30 protein-coding genes are annotated in these 26,037 nt (G+C 30.4%); 18 read left to right on the plus strand and 12 right to left on the minus strand.

What is annotated here, in order from left to right; translation table 11 throughout:
* Nucleotides 1-210 precede the first annotated feature (210 nt).
* The 4 genes from BM072_RS06670 to BM072_RS06685 form a co-directional block, all read right to left on the minus strand.
* Entirely contained in the window at nt 211-879 is a 669-nt protein-coding gene (locus tag BM072_RS06670) for a TMEM175 family protein (protein ID WP_092907802.1), read from the minus strand.
* Between the two features lie 178 nt (nt 880-1,057).
* Nucleotides 1,058-2,296, minus strand: coding sequence for a M20 metallopeptidase family protein (locus BM072_RS06675; RefSeq protein WP_221405167.1), 1,239 nt, complete (start codon nt 2,294-2,296; stop codon nt 1,058-1,060).
* A gap of 192 nt (nt 2,297-2,488) precedes the next feature.
* On the minus strand, nt 2,489-3,262 hold the full coding sequence (locus BM072_RS06680; protein WP_092907804.1) for a glucose 1-dehydrogenase: 774 nt from the start codon (nt 3,260-3,262) through the stop codon (nt 2,489-2,491).
* 19 nt (nt 3,263-3,281) lie between these two features.
* On the minus strand, nt 3,282-5,000 hold the full coding sequence (locus BM072_RS06685) for an amidohydrolase (RefSeq protein WP_092907806.1): 1,719 nt from the start codon (nt 4,998-5,000) through the stop codon (nt 3,282-3,284).
* Nucleotides 5,001-5,399: 399 nt separating this feature from the next.
* Between BM072_RS06685 and BM072_RS06690 the strand changes: the two genes are divergently transcribed.
* The 11 genes from BM072_RS06690 (at nt 5,400) to recN (ending at nt 14,233) form a co-directional block, all read left to right on the plus strand.
* Nucleotides 5,400-5,969 (plus strand): DUF1572 domain-containing protein, encoded by a 570-nt coding sequence (locus BM072_RS06690; protein ID WP_092907808.1) that lies wholly within the window; start codon nt 5,400-5,402, stop codon nt 5,967-5,969.
* Between the two features lie 17 nt (nt 5,970-5,986).
* Nucleotides 5,987-6,379 carry a VOC family protein gene (locus tag BM072_RS06695; RefSeq protein ID WP_092907810.1) on the plus strand — a complete coding sequence of 131 codons (393 nt, stop codon included), beginning with the start codon at nt 5,987-5,989 and terminating at the stop codon, nt 6,377-6,379.
* Between the two features lie 161 nt (nt 6,380-6,540).
* Nucleotides 6,541-7,020: a hypothetical protein gene (locus BM072_RS06700; RefSeq protein ID WP_092907812.1), complete on the plus strand. Its 480-nt coding sequence runs from the start codon at nt 6,541-6,543 to the stop codon at nt 7,018-7,020.
* Nucleotides 7,021-7,167: 147 nt separating this feature from the next.
* Nucleotides 7,168-7,464: a hypothetical protein gene (locus tag BM072_RS06705; RefSeq protein ID WP_092907814.1), complete on the plus strand. Its 297-nt coding sequence runs from the start codon at nt 7,168-7,170 to the stop codon at nt 7,462-7,464.
* 287 nt (nt 7,465-7,751) lie between these two features.
* Nucleotides 7,752-8,630, plus strand: a complete 879-nt coding sequence (dapA, locus tag BM072_RS06710; protein ID WP_092907816.1) for a 4-hydroxy-tetrahydrodipicolinate synthase — start codon at nt 7,752-7,754, stop codon at nt 8,628-8,630.
* An 11-nt stretch (nt 8,631-8,641) separates the two neighbouring features.
* Entirely contained in the window at nt 8,642-9,148 is a 507-nt protein-coding gene (locus BM072_RS06715; protein WP_092907818.1) for a ferritin, read from the plus strand.
* Between the two features lie 82 nt (nt 9,149-9,230).
* Nucleotides 9,231-10,115, plus strand: a complete 885-nt coding sequence (locus tag BM072_RS06720) for an outer membrane protein assembly factor BamD (RefSeq protein WP_092907820.1) — start codon at nt 9,231-9,233, stop codon at nt 10,113-10,115.
* A 21-nt stretch (nt 10,116-10,136) separates the two neighbouring features.
* Nucleotides 10,137-10,460: a DNA-directed RNA polymerase subunit omega gene (locus BM072_RS06725; protein WP_092907822.1), complete on the plus strand. Its 324-nt coding sequence runs from the start codon at nt 10,137-10,139 to the stop codon at nt 10,458-10,460.
* On the plus strand, nt 10,460-11,659 hold the full coding sequence (coaBC, locus tag BM072_RS06730; protein WP_092907823.1) for a bifunctional phosphopantothenoylcysteine decarboxylase/phosphopantothenate--cysteine ligase CoaBC: 1,200 nt from the start codon (nt 10,460-10,462) through the stop codon (nt 11,657-11,659). The genes BM072_RS06725 and coaBC overlap by 1 nt, the downstream gene beginning before the upstream one ends.
* Nucleotides 11,660-11,667: 8 nt before the next feature.
* On the plus strand, nt 11,668-12,573 hold the full coding sequence (gene porD, locus BM072_RS06735; RefSeq protein WP_092907825.1) for a type IX secretion system protein PorD: 906 nt from the start codon (nt 11,668-11,670) through the stop codon (nt 12,571-12,573).
* Between the two features lies 1 nt (nt 12,574).
* Nucleotides 12,575-14,233, plus strand: a complete 1,659-nt coding sequence (gene recN / locus BM072_RS06740; RefSeq protein ID WP_092907827.1) for a DNA repair protein RecN — start codon at nt 12,575-12,577, stop codon at nt 14,231-14,233.
* A gap of 64 nt (nt 14,234-14,297) precedes the next feature.
* On the opposite strand, the gene BM072_RS06745 is transcribed toward recN, so the two are convergent.
* From BM072_RS06745 to BM072_RS06755, 3 genes are all read right to left on the minus strand, one after another.
* Nucleotides 14,298-15,170, minus strand: a complete 873-nt coding sequence (locus BM072_RS06745; RefSeq protein ID WP_092907829.1) for a nucleoside phosphorylase — start codon at nt 15,168-15,170, stop codon at nt 14,298-14,300.
* Nucleotides 15,171-15,234: 64 nt separating this feature from the next.
* Nucleotides 15,235-15,561, minus strand: a complete 327-nt coding sequence (locus BM072_RS06750; protein WP_092907831.1) for a translation initiation factor — start codon at nt 15,559-15,561, stop codon at nt 15,235-15,237.
* A gap of 4 nt (nt 15,562-15,565) precedes the next feature.
* A complete protein-coding gene (locus tag BM072_RS06755; protein ID WP_092907833.1) occupies nt 15,566-15,973 on the minus strand; it encodes a hypothetical protein in 408 nt (135 codons plus the stop codon).
* A gap of 242 nt (nt 15,974-16,215) precedes the next feature.
* Here BM072_RS06755 and BM072_RS06760 point away from each other — a divergent pair, with 242 nt between their 5' ends.
* The 6 genes from BM072_RS06760 (at nt 16,216) to BM072_RS06785 (ending at nt 20,263) form a co-directional block, all read left to right on the plus strand.
* Nucleotides 16,216-16,440 carry a hypothetical protein gene (locus BM072_RS06760; protein ID WP_092907835.1) on the plus strand — a complete coding sequence of 75 codons (225 nt, stop codon included), beginning with the start codon at nt 16,216-16,218 and terminating at the stop codon, nt 16,438-16,440.
* Between the two features lie 119 nt (nt 16,441-16,559).
* Nucleotides 16,560-16,913: a YkvA family protein gene (locus BM072_RS06765; RefSeq protein WP_092907837.1), complete on the plus strand. Its 354-nt coding sequence runs from the start codon at nt 16,560-16,562 to the stop codon at nt 16,911-16,913.
* A gap of 167 nt (nt 16,914-17,080) precedes the next feature.
* A complete protein-coding gene (locus BM072_RS06770) occupies nt 17,081-17,542 on the plus strand; it encodes a MaoC family dehydratase (protein ID WP_092907839.1) in 462 nt (153 codons plus the stop codon).
* A gap of 145 nt (nt 17,543-17,687) precedes the next feature.
* A complete protein-coding gene (gene miaA / locus BM072_RS06775; RefSeq protein ID WP_092907841.1) occupies nt 17,688-18,614 on the plus strand; it encodes a tRNA (adenosine(37)-N6)-dimethylallyltransferase MiaA in 927 nt (308 codons plus the stop codon).
* A complete protein-coding gene (locus BM072_RS06780) occupies nt 18,607-19,098 on the plus strand; it encodes a 3'-5' exonuclease (protein ID WP_092907843.1) in 492 nt (163 codons plus the stop codon). Before miaA ends, BM072_RS06780 begins: the two co-directional genes overlap by 8 nt.
* Nucleotides 19,099-19,495: 397 nt before the next feature.
* Entirely contained in the window at nt 19,496-20,263 is a 768-nt protein-coding gene (locus BM072_RS06785) for an isocitrate lyase/PEP mutase family protein (protein WP_092907845.1), read from the plus strand.
* A 43-nt stretch (nt 20,264-20,306) separates the two neighbouring features.
* Here BM072_RS06785 and BM072_RS06790 read toward each other — a convergent pair whose 3' ends face one another.
* Nucleotides 20,307-20,633, minus strand: coding sequence for a DUF493 family protein (locus BM072_RS06790; RefSeq protein WP_092907847.1), 327 nt, complete (start codon nt 20,631-20,633; stop codon nt 20,307-20,309).
* Nucleotides 20,634-20,844: 211 nt separating this feature from the next.
* Between BM072_RS06790 and asnB the strand changes: the two genes are divergently transcribed.
* Nucleotides 20,845-22,455, plus strand: a complete 1,611-nt coding sequence (asnB, locus tag BM072_RS06795) for an asparagine synthase B (protein ID WP_092907848.1) — start codon at nt 20,845-20,847, stop codon at nt 22,453-22,455.
* Between the two features lie 51 nt (nt 22,456-22,506).
* Here asnB and BM072_RS06800 read toward each other — a convergent pair whose 3' ends face one another.
* From BM072_RS06800 to BM072_RS06815, 4 genes are all read right to left on the minus strand, one after another.
* Complete coding sequence (locus BM072_RS06800) at nt 22,507-22,833, minus strand: DMT family transporter (RefSeq protein WP_092907850.1); 327 nt, start codon at nt 22,831-22,833, stop codon at nt 22,507-22,509.
* A gap of 72 nt (nt 22,834-22,905) precedes the next feature.
* Entirely contained in the window at nt 22,906-23,466 is a 561-nt protein-coding gene (locus BM072_RS06805) for a Crp/Fnr family transcriptional regulator (protein WP_092907852.1), read from the minus strand.
* An 83-nt stretch (nt 23,467-23,549) separates the two neighbouring features.
* Complete coding sequence (locus BM072_RS06810) at nt 23,550-24,722, minus strand: sulfite exporter TauE/SafE family protein (RefSeq protein WP_125113027.1); 1,173 nt, start codon at nt 24,720-24,722, stop codon at nt 23,550-23,552.
* A gap of 9 nt (nt 24,723-24,731) precedes the next feature.
* Nucleotides 24,732-25,970, minus strand: a complete 1,239-nt coding sequence (locus tag BM072_RS06815; protein ID WP_092907854.1) for a sulfate adenylyltransferase subunit 1 — start codon at nt 25,968-25,970, stop codon at nt 24,732-24,734.
* Nucleotides 25,971-26,037: the final 67 nt, after the last annotated feature.

The raw sequence follows: 26,037 nt of genomic DNA on the forward strand, positions 1-26,037 counted from the left end.
TAGTGAAACTTAAAATATTATTTAAAAAACCTATAAATGTAAAACCCACCAATTACAACCACAACAGCAACAATCAAAATAATTGTAAAATTCCAATTAAAGCCAGATGATTTGTTTTCTTTCGCTTTATCAATTCTTGATTTTTCTTCTTCTATTTTTTCTTTTGATTCAGAATTTGTTTTGTAATTGAATACTTAAGAAGTATTCAGTTTACTTATTATATTTTTCCATAATTTCTGGATACTTTTTTGTGTAATATCTTGTAATTATTTTTGGTACGAATAATATTAAAATTGGTAAAATAAACGCCCAATTTGTTAGAAATGACAATAACAATGTCATTATAAATAAAATAGGAACTGTTAATGCTCTTGTACAATTGTAATTAACGATTACTTTATCAAGATTACTACTCAAATTATTCTTTTTATTTCCAATAATTTTCCAAATTCTGAAATTAAAAAATCCTGATAAGCAAATTGTTAATGTGTAAATAATTAAAGGAAATTTTACCGAAGAACTATAATATTCACTCAAAAAAGCAGTACTAAATGGCATAACAATAATTGGTAATAAGAAAAGTAAATTACTCCAAATTAATTTTTGATTAACTGAAGTTACATACCTAAAAATCCTATGATGAGAAAGCCAATACAAAGCAATTACCATAAAACTAACGATAAAACCTATAAACTTAGGAATTAATTTTACGAATTCATTTAAAATTTCTTTATCTGTAATTTTGTGTGCATGTATCTCTGGCACTCTAATTTCGATATTTAATAAAGTTATTGCAATTGCAAAAACTGCATCGCTAAAAAATGCGACTCTTTCCAGTTGAAATTCTTCTTTATGCTCCTCGTTTAGATCTTTCTTCATTTTTTTAAGTAGGTTGATTAGAGTTGTTTGATGGCAACAATATAATCAATAACTATAAAAGTTTATAAAATTGTCCTATTTTTTTTTCGGATTTAAAATAACTAAAACATATATTAAAAAAACCTCACTTAAAAATATAAAGTGAGGTTTGTTATTTAGTACTCTAAAGTTATTTTCCTTAATTATTCAAATAATCTAAAATAACTTGAACTTCAGCTTTTACACCATTTTTCAACGATTTTTCATCTAAATTAAATTTAGGATTGTGATTAGCAACGCCATCTCCAATTCCGAGAACCATAAAACAAGTTGGTGCAATTTTATTGTAATAAGAAAAATCTTCGCTTGCAGTCATTCGAGATGCATCAAATACATTTTCTTTTCCAATAGCTTTTATAGCACTAGTTTTTGCTTGTAAATTAAGAACAACATCATTTTGTATCGCTGGGTAACTTTTTATATAATCTAACTCATACGTAGCACCATGTGCTTTTGTTATATTATCTATTATTGTTTTTATGCGATTTTCTACCAACTCTCTTGTTGGTTGCGATATTGTACGAATACTTGCGGCTAATTCTGCTTTATCTGGAATAACATTTGGTGCACTACCCGATTGGAATTTACCTATTGTTACAACCGCCATTTCACCTGGCGTTACATTTCTAGATATTACAGTTTGTAATGCATTTACTATTTCTGCACCAACAACAATTGGATCAATACCAAGTTGAGGCATTGAGCCATGAGAACCTTTACCGTTTATTGTTAATGTGAAACCATCTGAAGTTGTAGAAGCTGCTGCATCAGGTAAAATACCTACATTTCCTACCGGATAATTTGGCAATACATGCATTCCGAAAAATGCCTGAACATCTTTTAAAGCGCCAGATTCTATAATTTCTTGAGCACCACCTGGAGCTTCTTCTTCAGCATGTTGAAAAACAAAATATACAGTTCCTTTTATATCGTTTTTCATCTTTGATAAGGTTTTAGCTGTACCTAATAACATTGCTGTATGTGCATCATGACCACATGCATGACTTACATTATTATTTTTTGAAGAAAATTCTAAACCGGTTTCTTCCTGTACAGGAAGTGCATCCATATCTGCTCTAAAAGCAACTGTTTTACCAGGTTTAGAACCTTTTAAAATTCCAATAACACTTGTTTTGGTTGGTCTTATTACTTCTATATTTCCAAAACTTTTTAATAAATCTGCCACATAGTTACTCGTATTTACTTCTTTATAAGACAATTCTGGATTTTGATGTATATGTCTTCTCCATTCAACAACTTCACTTTCAGGTATATTTTTCATCCAAGCAGCTGTAGAATGATCACTTGACGTTTTATTTTGCGCAACAAGCATTGTACTAAATAACGAAGCTATTAATAGCGTTGAGACTTTATTCATGAAATTATATTTAATAAAATTATATCAAAAAACTATCAATAATTAAGCCTATTCTATACGTTTAAGTTTATATTATCATTAATAATCTACTAATACACTAGATTTAATTACTTTATAACAAAAAAAACACTGTTATGATTACTCAATTATAACAGTGTTTTTAATGTTAAATTTTATTTTATAATCCTTTAATTATTCAAGAGTTTGCTCTCCGCCGCCATTCACAAAAATAGTTTGACCACTAACCCATTCAGAAATTGGCGATGCAAAATACAACATTGCTCCAGCAATATCTTCAGCTTTTCCTAAACGTTTTATTGGCGTATGAGCTAGCATTACTTTTTCTATTTCTGGCGTTAAAACACTCTCTAAAGCTGCAGTTCTTGTTGCTCCAGGACCAACAGCGTTTATTCGTACTTCTGGACCAAAATCATGCGCTAAATTAGCAACCATATGGTTAACAGCTGCCTTAGAACCACCATAACCACTCATATTCGGGCTTTTATTGATACTCGACATAGAGGTTGTAAAAACGATAGAGCCATACCCTACTTTTTTCATATACGGAACAACTAATTGACACAATCGCCAACCGCTAAAAACATTCAAATCAAAATCTCGTTTAATATCTTCTACAGCTATTTTGAACGGGTTTTCTCGTCCACCGCCTCCACCGCCAGCATTATTTATTAAGATATGAATACTTCCAAGTTCTTTAATCGTCGATTCTACCAAATTCACCAAATCTTCATCTTTCAGCACATTACATTCTATCGCAATGGCTTTTACACCCAAGGCTTCAATCTCTTTTGCGGTTTTTTTAGCATCTTCTAAATTAAAATCACCAATCGAAATATTAGCGCCATGTTGCGCTAAAATTATCGCAGTAGCTTTACCAATTCCATTGGCGCCACCCGTTACAATAGCAGTTTTTCCTTTTAAATTGAATAATTCTGAAGTGTTCATATTGTGTGATTTAAATTGATTATTTTTTAAAAATAGTTTTTCCCGCTTTTATCGTTTCAACTACTTTAATACCTTTTAATTCTGTTGATTTTGTTGTTAATGGATTTTTATCTAAAATTACAAAATCAGCCATTTTTCCTTTCTTTAGTGAACCTTTTAAATTCTCATCAAAAAATTCGTAAGCCGCATTTATTGTAATCGCTTTTAAAGCTTGATAAGGTGTCGCTCTTTCTGCTTCTCCAATCACTTGTCCCGTTCTAGAAGTACGATTAACAGCCGTCCAAACCGTAAATATTGGATCAATTGGCGTTACTGTAGCATCAGAATGATTGGTATATTTTAAACCCATTTTATCTGCAGTTGCTATCGGGCTTAAGAAAAATGCTCTTTCTTTTCCTAAATTTTCTACATGTACATCACCCCAAAAATATGCATGATTCGTAAAAAATGAAGGTTCTATTTTATATTTTTTATACGTTTCTAATTGATCAGGACGAACAAATTGCGAGTGAATTGCAATAGTTCTTCTGTCTTTGTCTAATGGCTGCGAAAGCGCTTTACAAGCATATTCGTGCGCTTTTATAAGCATATCAATTGTTGCGTCGCCGTTACAATGTACAAAAAGCTGATTGTCGTTTGCATAAGCAACTTTAAAAAGATTGTTTAATTGATCTTGTGTCAAACTCGCAAGTCCTCTACAGTCGTGCGAACAACTAGGCACAGGCGTTAAAAATGGTTTTGTAAAATAAGCCGTTTTTCCTTGTGGCGAACCATCTGCAACAATTTTAGTTCCTTCTACTTTAAATCCATTTTGATATTGTTTAAAATGAATTGTAGAATCTGCCAAATTCGTTTCTAAATCGCTAAAACCAGCCAAAGCAATCAAATCTATTTTCAATTTTCCATCTTTTGCTTGCTTCTGATAAAACTTAATCGAATTGCGATCTGTCATTCCATCTTGCGCTGTTGTAATTCCGTTTTCTGCATAATAATTTTGCGTTTTATCAAAATATTCGCCTTGTTTTGCATGAAGAATTTGAAGCATATTTCCCACAAAAGGATACATTGCCGTTTCTTGTACCAATCCGCTAGGTTCTTTTGAATTTGGAAGGCGATCTATATTTCCTCCTGCTGGATTTGGAGTAGCGCTTGTCACGTTCATTTTTTGAAGCGCCAAAGAGTTTGCAACACCCATATGCCCACTTGTGTGTTGTAAATAAACAGGATTATTAGGCAAAACAGCATCTATTTCCTTTTTATTTGGATGTCTTTTTTCTGTTAATTGACTTTCATCATATCCCCAACCAAAAATCCAATCGCCATCTTTAATATTATTTTCTTCCTTGTATTTTTTAAGATCATCAAGCATAGCTGAAATACTCGAAACATTACCAACTGGTGGCGGATTCAGATTTAATTGTCCCATTGTGTTAGAAACCATACCAAAATGACTGTGCGGATCTATAAAACCAGGCAACAAAGTTTTTCCATTCAAATCTACTTTTGTGTTTTTTGAAAACAATTTCTCTGCTTCCTTCAAATTACCAACAAACACAATTTTTCCATTTTGCTCTACAACAGCTTCGGCATAATTTATTTCATCAGTTTCCATTGTTATAATGTGTCCATTATAATACAATTGAGCTTCAGAATTACCTTCTTTACTCGATTTTTTATCAGTTTGTCCACAACCAAATAATAATGTTAAAGACAATGTAAGTAGCGCTATTTTTTTCATTTATTCATTTTTTTTGTTTAATATTTAGGATGATTTTGCTTTATTACGAACAAAAAATAGTGATGAATAATAGAGAGTTTCTGAAACTAAAAAAGTTCAAATTAGGTAAATTTGATTCTATACTTTTCTATGAAGTAATTTACTGATAATTTGCGGAATAGAAAAATTAAGCGAATTAATAATCTGTTATTTAAAATGAATTAACGCAAAAACAGTATTGTAAGATTAATAAATCTCTGTAATTATATTATAATGTCTATAAAAATTAAACTTTTAAATTTCTCCTTCGTCTAAATTATAGAAATCTATAATAGGATTTAAAACAGATAATCATCACATATTTTCTGTATTTTTAAGTTTAATTAATAATTGCTTATTAACCACAAAAAAGGCAAAATCATGACAAATAATTATTTAGAAAGTGCTATAAAACAATTTGAATACTACAAAATGTTAGGCGAAAAAACTTTTGAGCAACTTACAGATGAGCAACTTTTTTGGCAGTACAACCAAGAAAGTAACAGTATTGCGACAATTGTGAAACATTTGTGGGGAAATATGCTTTCGCGTTGGACAGATTTTTTAACGACCGATGGAGAAAAAGAATGGCGAAAAAGAGATGCAGAATTTGATAATGATATTGCTGATAAAGCTGAACTTTTATCAAAATGGAATGAAGGTTGGGACTGTTTATTTAATGCTCTGAATCCATTAACTGAAGATGATTTGAGTAAAGAAATCTTCATTCGAAATCAAGGTCATTCAATTATAGAAGCTATCAATAGACAACTTGCCCATTATCCATATCACATTGGACAAATCGTTTTTATTGGAAAAATGGTTTGTAATGACAATTGGGCATCTCTTTCTATCCCGAAAGGAAATTCAAAAGAATATAATGCTGATAAATTCTCAAAACCAAAACATAAACAACATTTTACGGATGAATATTTAAATGAAAATGAATAATAACAATAACATATACAATGATAAAATTTGCTTACACTATTCTTTACGTTAAAGACGTTACAAAAACTGTAGAATTTTACGAAAAAGCTTTTGGTTTTACTCGAAAATTTATAACACCTGAAAATGATTATGGCGAACTTTTAGTTGGCGAAACAACACTTTCGTTTGCCTCAATAACATTGGCACAATCTAATTTAAAAGATGGTTTTTTAGAGAGTAATTTATCCAATAAACCTTTTGGAATTGAAATTGGTTTTACAACAGATAATGTGGAAGAAACGATTGCAACGGCGATAAATGCTGGTGCGGCGCTTGTAGAAAAGCCGAAAACAAAACCTTGGGGACAAACGGTTGGATATATTAGAGATCTTGATGGTTTTTTAATTGAATTATGTACACCAATTGAATAAATTTAAACTTTAGAAGCATTTTAAATAGCTTGTCTAAAATTGATTTTTAATCAGTTAAAATCATAAATCTTAGTACAAATCATAACATTACATTAATAAACTTAACATTAAAATAACATTTGCACGCTTTTTGTAAAGTATAAATAAGAAAATTATTTACAATGAAAAAAGTATTATTTACAGCTGTATTGGCTTTAGGATTATCTCAAGTTAATGCTCAAAATTATAACAATGCATTGGGTGTTGTTGTAGATTTAGGTGACGGTGCAACATTAGTTGGTCCTCAGTATAAACATTCTTTTGACGGAAAAAATGCTGGTAATGTACAAGTAATGTTCGGCGATAATATCACTGTTTTAGGTGCAGATTATACGTACAATCAAGCTTTTGCAGGTACAAATGGATTAGGATGGTATGTTGGTGTTGGACCACAATTATCTTTTGTTGATTATGGAAATGATTATCATGGAGATGCAGATAAAACATACTTTGCAATTCGTCCGCAAGTAGGGTTAGAGTATAAAATTCCATCGGCGCCATTAGCGTTACATTTTGATTGGAAACCTTGGTGGAATTTAACAAACGATTCAAATTTTGAAGCAGGAAGATTCTCTTTAGGATTTAAATATGTTTTCAATTAATAGCAGATTTTGGAAACTAAAAAACCACTCAATATTGAGTGGTTTTTTTATTCAGTAATAATATGATATTATTTTTACAATAAATCTTTAAGTTATATTTTAAAATAAGACTTAACTTAGTTTCTTTCAAACATAAAAAGATCTATTATGAAAGAAATTAAATACTTATTTCTAATCACAGCATGTTTTACATTATTTAATTGTGTTTCTACACAAAATCAAACTTTAAATGATGGAAGCTCTATGGAAAAAGCAATAAAAGTAAGTAGTGTAGCAGAGGAATATAAAATTGCTCGTAATAAATGTCCTGATTGTCAACTAGAATCGCAAACTTTATCTATGGATGATAAAGAAAAACCATTTGATATATTAACTTATACAAAGCCTAATGGAGAAAAAGTTGATTATTATTTTGATATTTCTAAATTTTTCGGGAAATTTTAAAATCCCCATTTCTTTATTTTAAGAAACCATTAATTTCTCATAATCATAGAAGTAAGTAAAATCATAAAAACAACCAAGATTTTAGTTTTTAAAACTATCATTTTATGTTTACTTTTGAAAAAGTAATTATTCTTGAACGAATAAATTTTAAGGAAAAACAGATATTTAGCCGTTTTGTTTTCTTTATTTTATTCAAGTCAAATTCTATATTAGCTTAATAATTTGATAATTCGAGTTATAATTACGAAATTTAACGTATTATTTATATTTAATAACATTTTTAGAAGATGAAACAATTAGTTGGAACAGGAGTCGCTTTAGTTACACCTTTTCACCAAGATGGTAGTATTGATTTTGCTGGTTTAGAGAAATTAGTGGATTATAGTATCAATGGAGGTGTTGAATATTTAGTTATTTTAGGAACTACTGCAGAAGCAGCAACACTTACAAAAGATGAAAAGAAGCAAGTAATCGAAACGATAAAAAAAGCCAATGCAAACCGTGTTCCAATGGTTTTGGGTATTGGAGGTAACAATACTGCTGAAGTTATTGCAGAATATAAAGAAACAGATTTAAGTGATTATATTGCGATTCTTACGGTTTCGCCTTACTATAACAAACCTACACAAGAAGGTATTTACCAACATTACAAAGCAATTGCAGAAAGTACAGAGCAAAATATTATTTTGTACAATGTACCAGGACGCACAGGTTCTAACATCAATCCAGAAACTACAATTCGTTTAGCAAATGAGTTTAAAAACATTGTAGCAATCAAAGAAGCTTCTCCAAACTTTTTACAATCAACTGATATCATCAGAACAAATACAAGAGAAGATTTTAATATTATTTCTGGAGACGACGAATACGCTTTACCAATGACTTTGGCTGGCGGATCTGGCGTTATTTCTGTAATAGGACAAGGTATTCCTGAGATTTTTACAGACATGATTCGTAAAGCTTTAAACAAAGATGTAGACGCTGCTTACACGCAACATTACAAAGCTGTAGAAATAACACGTGCAATTTTTGAAGAAGGAAATCCATGTGGAATAAAAGCTGTTTTAGACAATAAAGGAGTTTGTTCGCCTTATACACGCTTGCCTTTGGTACCAGCTTCAGAAAAATTAACTGAAAAAATTAACCAATTATTAGCAGAAATTTAAACAATAAAACTATGATAAAAGATACCGTATTAAATGCTTTAAACAAGCAAATAAAATTAGAAGGAGATTCTTCTCAATTATATTTAGCAATGGCTTCTTGGGCAGAAGTTAAAGGATTAGAAGGAACAGCAAACTTTTTGTACGCACATGCAGACGAAGAAAGAATGCATATGTTAAAATTAATCAAATTTATTAACGAAAGAGGTGGAAAAGCATTTGTTCCACAAATTGAGGAACCTAAACAAGATTTTTCTACTTTAAAAGATGTTTTTACAGCAATTTTAAACCACGAATGCTTTGTTTCTGACTCAATTAACGATATTGTAGGCTTAACATTAGAACAAAAAGACTACGCAACACATAATTTTATGCAATGGTATGTTTCTGAGCAAATTGAAGAAGAAAAATTAGCTCGTAACGTTTTAGACAAATTAGAAATGATCGGATCTGACAAAGGAGGATTGTATCTATTTGATCGTGACATTGTTACAATAAGCGTAGAGTCGTCTCAAGAATAAATAAAAAATTTTGAGTTTTTATTAAGAGGATTAGATAATAATTTTTTATACTTTAGTCCTCAATTTTTATTAAATTTGCAGAATGTTTAAAAAACTAAGTTTAGTAGTTTTAATTGGCGCTTCAGTAATGTCTTGTAATAAGACTTACAATAAAGCGATGAAAAGTACGGATAAAGATGAGATATTTACCCTAGCAACACAGTTGTACGAAGATGGTAAATATGATTTAGCAAACGAATTGTACGAAAAAATTTCGACATCTTTCGTGGGAACAGAAAAAGCAGCTGATATTGCTTATAATATGGCACAAGCTAATTTTAACGAGAAAAACTTTCGTTTAGCAGGTCATCAATTCAAAAGTTTCGCAGGAGCTTATCCCATGGATGCTCGCGCAGAAGAAGCTTTGTTTAAATCGGCGTTTTCTTATTACCAAGATTCACCAAAGTACGATTTGGATCAAACAAGTACCTATACAGCGATTAGCGAATTGCAATCGTTTATCAATACTTATCCAGAATCTGCGCATGTAAGCGAAGCCAATAATTATATTACAGAGCTTAGACAGAAGTTAGAATTAAAAGCCTACGAAATTTCTAAAGTTTATTACAAAACAATGAAATATAAAGCGGCGGCTGTATCGTTTGACAATATGATCGACGAATACCCAGATTCTAAATTCCGCGAAGAAGCAATGATGTATTCTTTACGTTCTAAAGCCGAATTGGCTTTAAACTTTAGCCGTTTAGAGAGCAAAGATTTACGTTTACAAGAAGCAAGAACTCAATATCTATTGTTAAAAAGATATTATCCAGAAACAAAATTTAAAAGCGAAGCTGATAAATTAATGGAGAAAATTGACAAAGATATAATCGAAACTAAAAAAGCATTAGCTGATTTAGATATTGCAAGAAAAGCTGCAGAAGCAAGTCAAGCAGAAGCAATCAAAGAGCAAAATAATAATAAATAATAAAATACTAATTCTTTCATTATGAATTTCAAAGATATCGGTGCAGCACCAACAACACAAACTTACGATCGTAATAAAATTGATGAGAAAACAGGAAACTTGTACGAATCAATTGTAATTATGGGAAAAAGAGCAGAACAAATCAACCAAGAAATGAAAACTGAATTAATTCAGAAATTGGATGAATTTGCTGCACACACTGATTCGTTAGAAGAAGTTTTTGAAAACAGAGAGCAAATCGAAGTTTCTAAATTCTACGAAAGATTACCAAAATCTACTGCTATCGCGGTTAGAGAATGGTTAGATAACGACGTATACTACAGAAATCCAAATGAGGATAAATAATGTCTGTTTTACATAGCAAAAAAATTCTTTTGGCAGTTACTGCCGGAATAGCGGCCTACAAAGCCGCTTTTCTTGTTAGAGGGCTAATCAAAAAAGGTGCAGAAGTTAAAGTTATTATGACGCCAGAGGCTCAAAACTTTGTCACTCCACTTACACTTTCTACACTTTCTAAACATCCAGTTGAATGGGAGTTTTTTGGAGATAAAGGCGATTGGAACAATCATGTAGAATATGCACTTTGGGCAGATTATATGGTTATTGCACCTTGCACAGCCAATACCCTTTCGCACATGGCAGATGGTACGTGCGATAACTTAGTTTTAGCAACTTATCTTTCCGCTAAATGTCCTGTTTATTTTGCTCCAGCAATGGACTTAGACATGTACAAACATCCAACAACATTAGAAAATATTCAAAAATTAGAATCATTTGGTAATATTTGCATTCCTGCAGAGGCTGGCGAATTAGCAAGTGGATTAATTGGCGAAGGCAGAATGGCTGAACCTGAAAGCATTGTTGCATTTTTAGAACAATCTATTGTTGCCACTCTCCCACTTCATGGTAAAAATGTTGTAGTTTCTGCTGGTCCTACATACGAAAACCTAGACCCTGTTCGTTTTATAGGTAATTATTCTTCTGGAAAAATGGGATTCGAAATTGCAAAAGCCGCAGCAAATTTAGGTGCAAATGTTACTTTAGTTGCTGGGCCAAGTCACGAATCTGTTTCTGGTTATCCAATAGAACGTATAAATGTGGTTTCGGCAAAAGATATGTACGATGCCATGCATGCTAATTTTGATAAAGCAGATGTTGTTGTAATGTCGGCTGCAGTGGCAGATTATCGTCCTAAAGAAATGGCGAATCAAAAAATTAAGAAGGAAAATGATGATAATTTAGTAATCGAATTGGTTAAAAATCCTGATATTCTAAAATCGTTAGGCGAAATCAAAACGCATCAATTATTGGTTGGTTTTGCTTTAGAAACGAATAATGAAGAAGAATATGCAAAGAAAAAATTAACTAAAAAGAACTTAGATTTTATCGTTCTTAATTCTATGCAAGACAAAGAAGCTGGATTTCAGAAGAATACAAATAAAATTACAATAATTGACAAAGATTTATCAATGCAACAATTTGATGCAAAATCAAAAGCAGATGTTGCAAAAGATATTTTAAATGTTATTTTAAATAAATTATAACAATTGATATGAAGAAATTAGCCTCAATTTTCTTTTCGGCATGTTTAGCTGCAACTGCATTTTCACAAAATTTAATTGCAGATGTAAAAGTAGATTATTCGCAAGTACAAAGTTCAAATAACCAAGTGTATCAAACATTACAAAAATCTTTGACTACATTTATTAATTCGACAAAATGGACAAACGATCGCCTAAAAACCTACGAAAGAATTGAAGCTAGTTTCAACATTAATATTCAGAAAAAAGAAGGAAATCGTTTCACGGGAACTATTTTAGTACAATCTCGTCGTCCGGTTTTCAATTCAACTTATTATACGCCAGTTCTTAATTTAAACGACACAAATTTTAATTTTGAGTACCAAGAATACGAAGAATTGGTTTTTAATGACCGTAAATTCAGTAATAAAAATTTAACAGATGTTATTACCTTTTACGTATATTTAGTTTTAGGTTACGATGCAGATACATTTGCAAAAGAAGGCGGAACAGAATATTTTAAAATGGCTAAAAAAATTGCAGACTTTGGTCAAGCAAGTAACAATTTTAGCGGTTGGAGCGAATTAGATGGTTTACAATCTCGTTCATCTTTAATCAATAATGTTTTAAAAACCGACAATTCTTCTTTGCGAAATATATCGTATCAATACCACAGAAATGGATTGGATATTATGTCAGAAAATGAATTGCGTGGTAAAAATGCAATTGGAAATACACTTTTACAATTAGAATTTTATCAACGCGGAAGTTACTCTCAATTTTATCCATTAGACATTTTTGTAAATGCAAAAAAAGACGAGATTAAACAAATATTTTCTGGCGGACAAACGTCTACCGTAAATATCGAGAAATTAAAAGAAATTTTAAATTCAATCTCTCCAAAAAATAGTTCAAGTTGGAATTCCTTAAAAAAGTAAAATGTTAAGTACGCTTCGAGTAAATAATTTTGCCATAATTGATGAGTTAGAAATAGATTTTAAATCTGGTATGACTACACTTACGGGTGAAACTGGTGCTGGAAAATCAATTATTTTAGGTGCTTTGAAATTAGTTTTAGGCGAACGCGCCGACTTAAAAGCGCTAAAAAATGAGAAAGAAAAATGCATTATCGAAGCCATTTTTAATATCAAAGAATTAGAATTACAAACTTTTTTCGAAGAAAATGATTTGGATTACGAAGACGAATCTATTCTGAGAAGAGAATTATTACCTTCTGGTAAATCGCGTGCTTTTATAAATGATACACCTGTTAAAGTTTCTATTTTACACGAATTATCAGAATTACTAATTGATATTCATTCTCAATTTAATACACCTAAAATTTTTGAAGCTGATTTCCAATTATCAATGTTGGATATTTACGGAAACAATAAAGAGTTATTGAAAGAATATAAAACCGTTTTTCTAAATTATATCGCGGTAAAAAAGAAGATAAAAGAAGCGCAAAATTCATTAGAAAATCAATCACAAGATTTAGAATATAAACTTCATTTGTGGGAAGAATTAAATAATGCTTCACTCCGAATTGGTGAATTAGAAACGTTAGAAAGTGAAATAAAATCTCTTTCAAATGTAGAAGAAATCATTTCAACTTTAAATGAAACTTACCAATTTTTGGAACATCCAGAAGTCGGAATTGTTTCGCAATTAAATGAAGCAAGTAATAAATTAAATCGAATTACAGATTTTTCTAGTGACTACAAATCTATTTATGATCGTTTAAATTCATCTAAAATAGAGCTTCAAGATATTTCTGGAGAGATGAGTCATTTGATAGAATCAACCGAATTAAACCCTGAACGTTTACTTGAATTGACAGAACGTTTTGATTTGATTCATAAATTATTACGTAAACACGATGTCCTAACAATTGAAGATTTAATTGAAAAAAGAGAACAATTAGAAACGCAAACTTCTGGTTTTGATAATCTAAGTGATTTGATTATTCATTTAAACAAAGAATTAAATTTAATTAGTGATAAACTTGACAAACTATCACTTAAAATACGCAAAAATCGCTTTGCTTCTATTGATACAATTAGAGAAAATATTTTGTCGACTTTGTCTCAATTAGGAATGGAAAATTCTCAATTAATCATTCAGTTAAACGAAACTTCTGATTATACTTTGACTGGTAAAGATGAAGTTCTTTTCTTGTTTAGTGCCAACAAAGGAATGGAACCTCGCGTTTTTGAGAAATCTGTTTCGGGTGGAGAACGTTCGCGATTGATGTTGGCTATTAAAAAATTATTGGCAACACATCAACATTTACCAACTTTAATTTTAGATGAAATTGATACTGGAATTTCTGGAAAAGTAGCAAATGAAACGGGAAAAGTAATGCAAGAAATGTCGCAAAATATGCAGCTTTTAGTAATTACACATTTACCGCAAGTTGCTTCGAAAGGAAATCATCAACTAAAAGTTTATAAAGAAGTTGTAGATGAAACCACAAAAACTAATGTAAAAGAATTGTCGCAAACAGAACGTTTATCTGAAATTGCACAAATGATTTCGGGCTCAGAATTGACTGATGCAGCGCTTAATCAAGCAAAAGAATTAATGAATTTGAATTAAAAATTATCATATAAAATAAAAAATCCACTCAATTGAGTGGATTTTTTATTGAATTGAACTTATATTATTTCGTTAATTTCTCTAAAGAATATTCAATCATCGCATCAACAGTTTTATAAGAATCTGTACTAAATTCTCCTAAAATACGGTTGGCAACAATTGCGTTAACAGATAAAGCATCGTGTCCCATCATCGCTGCTAAACCATAAATTGCCGAAGTTTCCATCTCGAAATTAGAAATTCTTAAACCATTATGATTGAATGATGTTAAACGCTCATTAATATCTGCAGGATTTGGTTGCAATCTTAAATGACGACCTTGAGGTCCGTAAAAACCACATGCCGTTGCTGTAATTCCTTGAATTGTTTGCTCCGAAGCCAATTTATTTAATAAACTTGTAGAAGCTTCTACTAAATAAGGACGAGATTTATTTGGTGACCAATCTACATGTTTGATAAAAGCATCTTCTACCTCTTTGTTCATCACTGCTTCGCTTCCTACATAATAATGCAATAAACCGTCTAAACCTAAACCATGTGAACCAATTACAATGCTATCCACAGGAATATCGCCTTGTAAAGCGCCCGAAGTTCCTAAACGTATAAAAGATAATTTTCTGAAATCCTCTTTAATCTGTCCAGTTTCTAAATTTATATTTGCTAAAGCATCTAATTCAGAAAAAACAATATCAATATTGTCTGTTCCCATACCTGTCGAAATAACCGTTAAACGTTGTCCGTTTAACATACCTGTATGCGTAACAATTTCTCTTTTAGAAGCTTTGTGCTCGATTGAATCAAAATGTCTTGAAACTTTTTCTACACGATTTGGATCTCCAACCGTGATAATTGTATCAGCTAAATGTTCTGGTTTTATATTACAATGGTAAATACTTCCGTCTGCATTTAAAACTAATTCTGATGCTGCTTTACTCATGTTTTCTAATTAAAAATAAACACACAAGATACAATGTTTATTGCAAATTTGTGTAAAATTTTTATTAACCACCTACTCTTTTCACTTTAAAACCTTTATCTTTTAGGAAGCTCATTATTTTGTCGCGGTAATCACCTTGAATGATAATTGATTCGTCTTTAAAACTTCCGCCAACGCCTAAAAACACTTTAATTTCTTTGGCTAATTGTTTAAAATCTTCATCAGCACCCGTGTAACCTTCGATAACAGTTGTTGGCTTACCTTTTCGTTTTTCGTATTTACAAATTAACGGATCGGCTTGCATCCACAGCTCATTTTCAACTTCTTCGATTTCTTCTGGTTCTGAAATATGATCAGGAAATAGATTTTTTAATTGATCTGATAAATCCATAAAATTATATTTTTATAATTCCTCTTTCAATCATTTCATCCATTTCTAGTGAAATATGTTTAAATGTAGGTAATTGTTGTATAAGACTTCCTGCATTTTTTTTATTCACTTTAAATGTCAAATCCATTTCTGTTGTAAATAATAAAGCAGATGTAAAAGGATTTTTGATATAAGAACTTAAAATCATAAAAGCTTCGTCTACAGTATGAAAACTTTCTACTTCTTCTGATTTATAACGTGTATTGAAAGCAAAGTTATATCCTCCAGTTTCTAAAATATGAAGTCTTACATAAATATTTTTAAGCTCAGTATCGCCCATTGTTTTGGCAAAAGTAAGTTTGGCAAAAGTTCCTTGGTTGATACTTAATTTTACTTGTTCGTAAAATTCAACAAAAACAGTCTGATATGGCATCTTAATATATGTTTAATCTGCAAAATTAAACTAAGTAGACCAAATATAGGTTCTTTTTCATTATTATTTTGTTAGATTAAAATCTAAAATTAAATGATTTTGAAGTTTAAAAAGCCAATACCATCTTTTCTGTATTGTAACGCATTTAGTTTGTATTTTTGCAACATCAATCCTGAATAAATTTTATTAAAACAATATTCGAGATTAATTTATCAATTAATAAAGATTCATAAAAAATAGCCATGAGCGAACAACAGTTAACAAAAGAAGTAACGTACAAAGGAAATACAAAAACTTTTACTGTAGAAATTGAGCAATTGCCACCATTTAATCCAGAAACAATGGATAAAGAAAAATACGATGAAACATTAACAGTACTTGCTGCTTTGGCTAGAAAAAAGCTTGAAAATCAAAAAATGGAATGGGTTTTTAATATCGAAAAAGCTTTACAAGAAGAGGAACAATAAACTTCTTAAAACCAAAAAGATAACCCAAATAAAACTTTAACTATTTTATTGAATGTGACAATTAAAGTATGGCATGTACTTTGTAATACATAATACGTTAAAATAACATAATTAGTAAAATGAAAAAATCAAAGTTTTTTAAAGTCGCAGGTGCAGCAGCAATGGAAGCACAAAAAGACAAATCTTTTTTAGATAAAGTAAAAGCATTTTTCAGAATGTTGGCTGATTATAAAAAAGGAAATTATAAACCCGAAATGACTAATTTAGTCATAGGTTTTCTAGCTACTTTGTATATAATATCGCCGATTGATATTATTCCAGAAGCACTATTTGGTCCTTTTGGTTTGGTAGATGATTTTGGAATATTGTTATTTGGAATGAAATATTTCAATAAAGAAGTCTCAAAATACCTTGCTTGGGAAATTAACCAAAAAGCGTATAACAATATCGAAGATGCAAAAATTATAGATTAAAAATAACGATATAATAAAAAATTTAGTCCGATTTCTAGTAGAAGTCGGACTTTTTTATGCATAATCATTAAATCTTGCAGAAAAATAGCAATAAACCCTGCATATATGCGAAGATTTTATTAGTTTTAGAAAATTAATAACTATACTAAAAATTAAACAACCAGAAAATGGTAATTATTAACAACTTTGACGAATACAAAGCATTTGAAGGAAAAGAAATTGGTGTTTCGGATTGGCATACAATTACGCAAGAACAAATCAATCGTTTTGCAGATGCTACAATAGATCATCAATGGATACATACAGATCCTGAAAAAGCAAAAAAAGAAGGACCTTTCAAAAATACAATTGCGCATGGATATTTAACACTTTCTATGATTCCTCATTTATGGGATCAAATTGCAGAGGTTCGAAATATCAAAATGTTAATCAATTACGGTATCGAAAATTTAAGATTTGGACAACCTGTTTTGGTTGATAGTGATGTTAGATTAAAAGCGAAACTAAAATCTATTACAAATCTTAGAGGAATTGCTAAAGTTGTAATTGCTGCAACTTTTGAGATTCAAGACAATCCAAAACCTGCTTATACAGCAGATGTTGTTTTCTTGTATCATTTTAATGATTAAAATAAATTAACTCAATATTTTTTCAGCTTCTATTCTTTTGGAATAGAAGCTTTTTTATTCTCCTTCGATTTTCAAATTTTTTGTTCCTAAAATATAGAAGTATCTTGCACGCAAATCAAACTATTGCCCGAACAACGATACTAAAATGCAACATTTTTCACACAATAAAACCTTAATTAGCATAGTTGGTCCAACGGCTATTGGTAAAACCGGACTTGCAATACAATTGGCGCAGCACTACTCTACAGACATTTTGTCTTGCGATAGTCGACAGTTCTATAAAGAAATGACAATTGGTACGGCGGTTCCTTCTACTTCGGAATTAGCACAAGCAAAACATCATTTTATACAGAATATTTCGATTCACGAAAAATATTCAGTTGGAGATTTTGAACGCGATGGTTTAAAGTTTTTGGACGACTATTTTCAGACGAATGATGTATGTATAATGGTTGGCGGTTCTGGTTTATACGAAAAAGCAATTACAACTGGTTTTGATATTTTTCCTGAAATTGACCCTATTTTTAGAGAACAACTTAATCAAGAATTAGAAACGGATGGAATTGAGAAATTGCAAATAGAGTTGAAGCAAGTTGATCCAATTTATTACGAAGAAGTTGACATTTACAACAAACAACGTGTAATTAGAGCTTTAGAAATTTATCGTGGATCTGGTCAACCTTTCTCTAAATTCAGAAATCAAGATTTAAATAAACGTCCATTTAACATAATTAAGATTGGGTTAGAACTTCCTCGACAAGAGATGTATGACCGAATTAATCAACGTGTTGATATTATGATGAATGAAGGTTTACTTGACGAAGCAAAATCATTGTATCCATTAAAAGAACTAAATGCGCTACAAACCGTTGGTTACCGCGAATTATTTGATTTTTTTGAAGACAAAATTGATTTAAACTTTGCAAATGAGGAAATTAAAAAAAATACCCGAAGATTTGCAAAACGACAAATGACTTGGTTTAAAAAAGACCAAGATGTTAATTGGTTTTCGCCTTTAGAAAAAGAGGAAATTATCAATTTTATTAATTCTAAAACAACTTGCGATGAATAATTTTGTAGCCATCGATTTTGAAACTGCAAATAATTACAGAAATTCTGCATGCGCGGTCGGAATTGTAACAGTAACAGACAATATTATTACGGACGAATTTTACACGTTAATTCAGCCGCCGCTCAATCAATATAATTATCACAATATCCAGGTGCACGGAATTCATCCAGAGCATACAATTTCATCGCCAACATTTGATGATGTGTATTTTGAGATAAAACAGCGTTTACAAAATCAAATAATTGTTGCGCATAACGAATCTTTTGATCGTTCGGTTTTGAGAAAAACAATGGAGTTTTATGGTTTAAATTATAACCTATTAAACATTGCTGAAAAGTGGGAATGTACTTATAGGATTTTCAAATTAAAAGGAATTGTACCAACAAAACTTTCAGATTGTGCACGTAAATTTAACTTACAATTAAATCACCACGAAGCATTATCTGATGCTAGAGTTTGTGCTCAATTATACTTATTACAATAAATTTATCCATAAAAACATACAAATTAGGGAGCAAATTTTTGCTCCTTTTTTATGCACTTATAAGCCATAAATCCTTCATCTTCTATTTAAAGTATTGGTTTAAATAGAATTAAAATAATACAAAAATCAATCAAATTTCCAATATCATTTATATAGCTCATTATTACTTCATCTAACATAATTCTATATCTAACCGTTTAAAAATAATTTCAATAATTTATAAATTATTGTTTTACAATATAATAAACGATAACAAATATTTACAAGTATTTACAAATACTTAAAATTAATTATATATCCTCTATTTGTAAAAAAATCATCACGAAGAAATTATATCCCATTCTCAAGAGAATAGAACGGTTATTGCTTTATGTTAATCAACACAAAAAAATAAATTATGTCTGTACAAAAATTTAGAGAATTACATCATGCTGATAAACCATTAATTATCGCAAATGTGTGGGATGCAATAAGTAGTAAAGCGGCAGAAGATTCAGGATTTTTAGCTGTCGGAACTTCTAGCCATGCAATCGCAAATATGTTGGGTTATGAAGATGGTCAAAACATTCCTTTTGATGAAATGTTATTAGTTATCAATCGAATTTCAAAATCAATTAATATTCACGTTTCGGCTGATATAGAAAGTGGATTTACTGAAGATTTAGATCTTTTGAATAATTATATTGAACAATTAGTTGATATTGGTGTTGTCGGAATTAACCTAGAAGATGGTGATACAAATGATGAAAAAAGAAAATTAGCAAACGAAAATATTCTAGCAAATAAAATTAAATCAATCAAGGATTATTTAAAATCAAAGGGTAAAGATATTTTTATAAATGCGCGAATTGACACGTATACTACGAAGGCTAAAAATGCATTAGAAGAAACAATAAAAAGAGGAAAAACTTACAAAGAAGCTGGTGCTGACGGAATTTTTGTTCCGTTAATTGAGGAAAAAGACGATATTCTTCGCGTTATAAATGAAGTTAATTTACCGTTGAATATTTTTATTACACCAAAATTAAATTCTTATGAAACAATAAGTAAATTAGGAATTCATCGTGTTTCTAGCGGAAATAAAGTTCATCATAAAGTAACAGAGTTTACAAATGATTTTTTTAAGGATTTAGCAGAAACCAAAGATTTCTCAAAATTACTGTAATCCCCTACTCTACATAAAAAAAGGTTGCAATTGCAACCTTTTTTTATAACATAATTACACCTTCTATTTTTGCAACTTCTTTATAATAATTGATAACTGTATCCGCATCAATAATATATAATTTAATCGAAATAGACGTGTATTTTCTATTTGCAGACGCTTTATAATCAAATTCGGCATTTGTACCAGTGTATAATCCTTTAATTTCATTCATCGTTACCTCACTTGTAGGATAAATAAATTTGAATAAATAATCAGCCGGAAATTTCTGTACATCATCCAATCTCTCTCTAAATTTTGCATAAAAATCTTGCTCATTATGCGAACTATCTGGAATTTCTTCGAAACTATAGTCTCTTTCTTCGTTCATAATTATAATTTCAACTAAAAATACAAAAATAATACCACTTCAGTTTATTGAAATTCTTAACTAAATTCAAGCCATTTTGACATATTTAATTCATTATTTACATAAATAAACATTTATCAGTTTAATTATTAAATCAATTAATAAAATAAACTTTACAAATTAAATCATAAACATCAACTTTGTATCAAATAATAAACAAAACAATAACATTATGTGTGGAATATTAGGCATTTTCGACAAAAAAGATTTAGATGTACAACATGTACAAGCTTTAAGCAAAAGAATGAGACACCGTGGTCCAGATGAACAAGATTTTCAATTAAACGAATCTAAAACTGGAATTATCACACACGAACGTCTTGCAATTATTGATTTACAAACTGGTAAGCAACCAATAAAAGGAACAAATAATGCCTATGTTGTTCACAATGGTGAAATTTATAACCATTTGCAATTGAAAGAAACTGAATTGAAAGATTTTAGTTTTTCTACAAAATGTGATAGTGAAGTTATTGTAAAATTATACGAAAAATACGGAACAGATTTTTGTAACCTTTTAGACGGAGTTTTTGGCTTTGTTGTGATGGATGGTGATAAATATATGGTTGCACGCGACCCAATTGGTGTAAAGCCTTTGTATTATGGACAAGATGAAACGGGTGCTTTTTACTTTTCTTCGGAAATGAAAGCAATCGAAGATCAAGTTGAAAAATTAAAAGCTTTTCCTCCAGGATATTTTTACACAAAAGAAACTGGTTTTGTAAAATATTATCAGCCAGATTGGCAAGATGATAAAGTTTGTACAGAAAAATTAGATTTAGATAAATTAAGAGATAGTTTAATTGATGCAACTAAAAAACGTTTGATGAGCGATGTTCCTGTTGGTGTTTTACTTTCGGGAGGATTAGATAGTTCATTAATTTCATCAATCACAGCACGATTATTAAAAGAAGAAGGAAAAGAATTACATTCTTTTTCAGTTGGATTAGATGAAAATGCGCCAGATATTATTGCAGCAAAACAAGTTGCCGATTTTATTGGAACAAAACATCACGCCATTCATTTTTCTTTTGAAGAAGGTTTAGCAATCATAGACAAATTAATTTGGCACTTAGAAACCTACGATATCACATCAATCAGAGCTTCAACGCCTATGTATATTATGTCGAAATATATTACAGATTTAGGCGTAAAAGTAGTATTGTCTGGAGAAGGTTCTGACGAAATTTTTGGAGGATATTTATATTTTCATAACGCACCAAGTGACGAAGAATTTCAAAAAGAAACCATTCGTCGCGTACAATTATTAAGTACAGCAGATTGTTTACGAGCAGATAAATCTACGATGGCTTGGGCTTTAGAAGCACGTGTACCATTTTTGGATCGTCATTTTTTAGATGTTGCTATGAAAATTGAACCATCTGTAAAACGTCCAGATAGAGCAACAGGAAAAATAGAAAAATACATTATACGAAAAGCATTTGATGATGCTGAACAACCTTGGTTACCAGAAAACATTTTATGGCGACAAAAAGAACAATTTTCGGATGGAGTTGGATATTCTTGGATTGATCAATTAATCGATCATTGTGAAAGTAAAATTACTGATGAAGAAATGGAAAAAGCAGAAGAATTATTCCCTTTCAACACACCAACAACTAAAGAAGCAATGTATATGCGCAAAATTTTCGCAAAACATTTTCCGACTAAATCTGCTGCAGAAACTGTAAAAAAATGGATTCCAAAATGGCAAGATAACGAAGATCCTTCTGGTAGAGCTTCTACAATTCACGAGCAAACAACAGAAGTTGTTTTAGTATAGATTAAATAAAAAAAGTCAACCAATTGGTTGACTTTTTTATATATTTAGTTATTAATTTGATACAAATTTTAATCCGACGATTGAACTAATTAAAGTAAAAATAAAAAACAAACGCCAAAATGTAGCAGGTTCTTTAAATACAAAAATTCCGATTAATACTGTTCCAACCGCCCCTATTCCCGTCCAAACTGCATAAGCTGTTCCAAGTGGTAAAGTTTCTGTAGCTTTTATCAATAAACCCATACTCGCAAATAAACTGATGACAAAACCACCGTACCACAAATACATTTCGTTACCAGTTGTCATTTTTGCTTTTCCTAAACAAGATGTAAAACCAATCTCGAATAATCCGCCTAATATTAATAAAATCCAATTCATTTTCTATAATTTTATGCAAATATTAGATTGAAAAACTGTTTATTTTTTAACAAATGTTAAAAAATAAACCAATTAAATTTCTGCTCTAATTCTGCTTAGTGTAACTTGACTTATCCCCAAATATGAAGCTATATACCCTAATTGAACACGATTAATCAAACTTGGGTTTTCAATTAATAACTTTTTATACCGTTGAATTGCAGTTCCTAATTGGCTCGAAATAAATCGTTCCTCGGTTTTGATTAACTCGTTTTCGGCAAGTTTTCTTCCCCAATTTGCCAACTCAAGATTAGTCTCATATAAACCTTGTAAATCATTCATTTTTATTTCATAAAGAACACAATCTTCTAGCAATTCTATTGTTTCGTAACTTGCTTTTTTCTCGATATAACTTCGCATCGAAAGAATAGAATTTCCTTCTTGACCAAACCAAAAAGTCACCTCATCACCATCAAAAATTGTATAAGCACGTACAATTCCTTTTTTAATAAAATAGACTTTTCGTTCAATTTTATCAGAGTTTAATATATTTAAACCTTTAGGTAAAGTAACTTCTTTTATATTATTCATTAATAATTGTTTAGAATTATCAGAAATAATATAAACCTCATCAATGATTTGTTCGAATTTCATTTTGTAAAGAACGGAAATGTTTCGGAAATAAAAAACTCAACTTGATGAAGTTGAGTTTTTATTGAATATAATATGTGTAAACTTTAAACCATTTTTATAATGATTCTTATACTCGAAATAATAACTAATAAAGCGACTAATATGTAAGCGATTTTTTGCGGTAATTTACCTGCTAATTTTGCAGCAAAAGGTGCAGCAATCATTCCGCCAATTATCAAACCTAAAACAATGTACCAATATTCTACACCAAGACTTGTAAAAAAAGTCATTGTTGCGGCAAAAGTCACAAAAAATTCGGCCAAAGAAACTGTTCCAATTACATATTTAGAATTTCTTCCTTTTGTTAATAAAGTTGAAGTAACAATTGGTCCCCAACCTCCACCTCCAAAAGCATCGAAAAATCCACCTGAAAATCCTAAAAAACTTAATTTTTTAATCTTTTTACGAACGACTTTCTTTTTAAAAGCTAAAGCAAACAATCTGATTGCGATTAAAGCTAAATATAATGCAACAAACGGATATGCATAATATTCGTATTCTTCGCCAATGTAAATAACGAAAAGAGAACCTAAAACAGCGCCAACAACGCCTGGAATTGCGAGCCAAACGAGCATTTTTTTATTGACATTACCGAAACGATAATGCGAATAACCACTTACCGCACTCGAAAACATTTCGGCTGTATGAATACTTCCTGAAATGGCTGGCAATTTAATTCCCATCGACATCATAGCTGCGGCAGAAGTCATTCCATAACCTAAACCTAGCGCGCCATCAACCAATTGAGCAAAAAAACCAACAGCCAACATAATGTAAAATTCATTTGGAATTTGAACCACAAAATCGTTGACATTTTCGATAGGAATTAATGTCGAAAGACTATATCCAAAAAAGAATACGAAAAATAGAATACTACTATTTCGAATTACTTTTATATAACCCAAACCCTTTGTGGGATTTGATTGATGTTGTTTGGTTAATTCTAAATGATAATTTGTTTCTTCAGTTTCTAAATCAATTGAAAGTTTTTGAGCTAAAAAATCTTTCACCCAATGTAATTGACAAAAATTAAAGACTAAAATATCAAACGAATGATAATTATTGAGTGCTGTAAAATTATTTTCATCGTAATGTACAATTGTCGCTTTTGGATATTGTTGTTCAATTTTTGGAGAAGAAATTTCTTGATCAGTTTCATTAATCACCAAAATTCGTTTCACTTTTTTCTTATTCAGCGAATAAATTAATTGATACATAGGCGTTTTTTACAAAATCATTAAAGCGCCAACCGTATTGTGCGTAGTTTCGTCAATCAAAATAGCATTTCCGGTTTGATTATTATCTGTAAAAACATCATAAACCAAAGGTTGATTAGATTGAATTTCTATTTGCGCAATATCATTTAAACCAATTTGATCAGCTGCAATAAACTCCCAATTATTAACATCCCAACGTTGTGTAATTGCTTTTATTTTAACACGAGTCGATTTAAAACGATGTTGTAAAATATATGGTTTTCCTAATTGAAGATTTTGTTGATCTAACCAACAAATCCAAGAAGTAAATTTATTATTTTGTAAAACCTCATCATTTGCTAAAATAAAAGAATCTCCACGAGAAATATCAATATTATCAGCTAAATGAATCACAACATTTTCTCCAGCAATAACTTCATTAACATCAGTTAAATCACGTTCAAGACGCACAATTTTTGTCGGAATATTTGCAGGTAAAATAGTTATATCATCCCCAACTTTATATTTTCCACTTAGAACAAGACCAGCATAACCACGATAATCATGCAAAGTTTCTTCTTGCGGACGAATAACATATTGAACTTGAAAACGAGCTGGAAGATTTGCTTGAGAAGCGATTGTAATTGTTTCTAAAAGTGATAAAATTGATTGACCTTTATACCAAGGTGTATTCTCTGATAAAGAAACAATATTATCGCCAACTAAAGCAGAAATTGGCACATAATGAACCTCATCATAATTAAGTTGCAGTAAAAGTGCTTCGAAATCATTTTTAATTTGAGTAAAAATTTTTTCAGAATAATCTTCTAAATCCATTTTATTAATTGCTACAATTGCTTTTTTAAGCCCAATTAAAGATCCAATACTTGCATGTCGTTTTGTTTGAGTTGTAACACCATGACGCGCATCAATAAGAATAATAATTAAATCAGAATTAGAAACACCAGTCACCATATTACGCGTATATTGCTCATGTCCTGGCGCATCTGCAATAATAAATTTACGTTTATCGGTTGCAAAATATTTATACGCAACATCAATCGTAATACCTTGTTCACGTTCGGCACGAAGACCATCTGTAACCAAAGCTAAATCGATATCACTATTTTTTGAAATGTTCTTAGATTGTTTTTGTAAAACACCTAATTGATCTGTATGTATTGAATGTGAATCGTAAAGTAAACGTCCAATTAAGGTACTTTTACCGTCATCTACATTTCCTGCAGTTATAAATTTTAATGTATCCATTGGATTAGTTTTGAGATTTGAGAATTGTAAAGTTGAATTTAATTCAGCTTGATATCTAATAATAGGT

Source organism: Algoriella xinjiangensis (assembly GCF_900115015.1).
In the GTDB taxonomy this organism is placed as follows: Bacteria; Bacteroidota; Bacteroidia; order Flavobacteriales; family Weeksellaceae; genus Empedobacter; species Empedobacter xinjiangensis.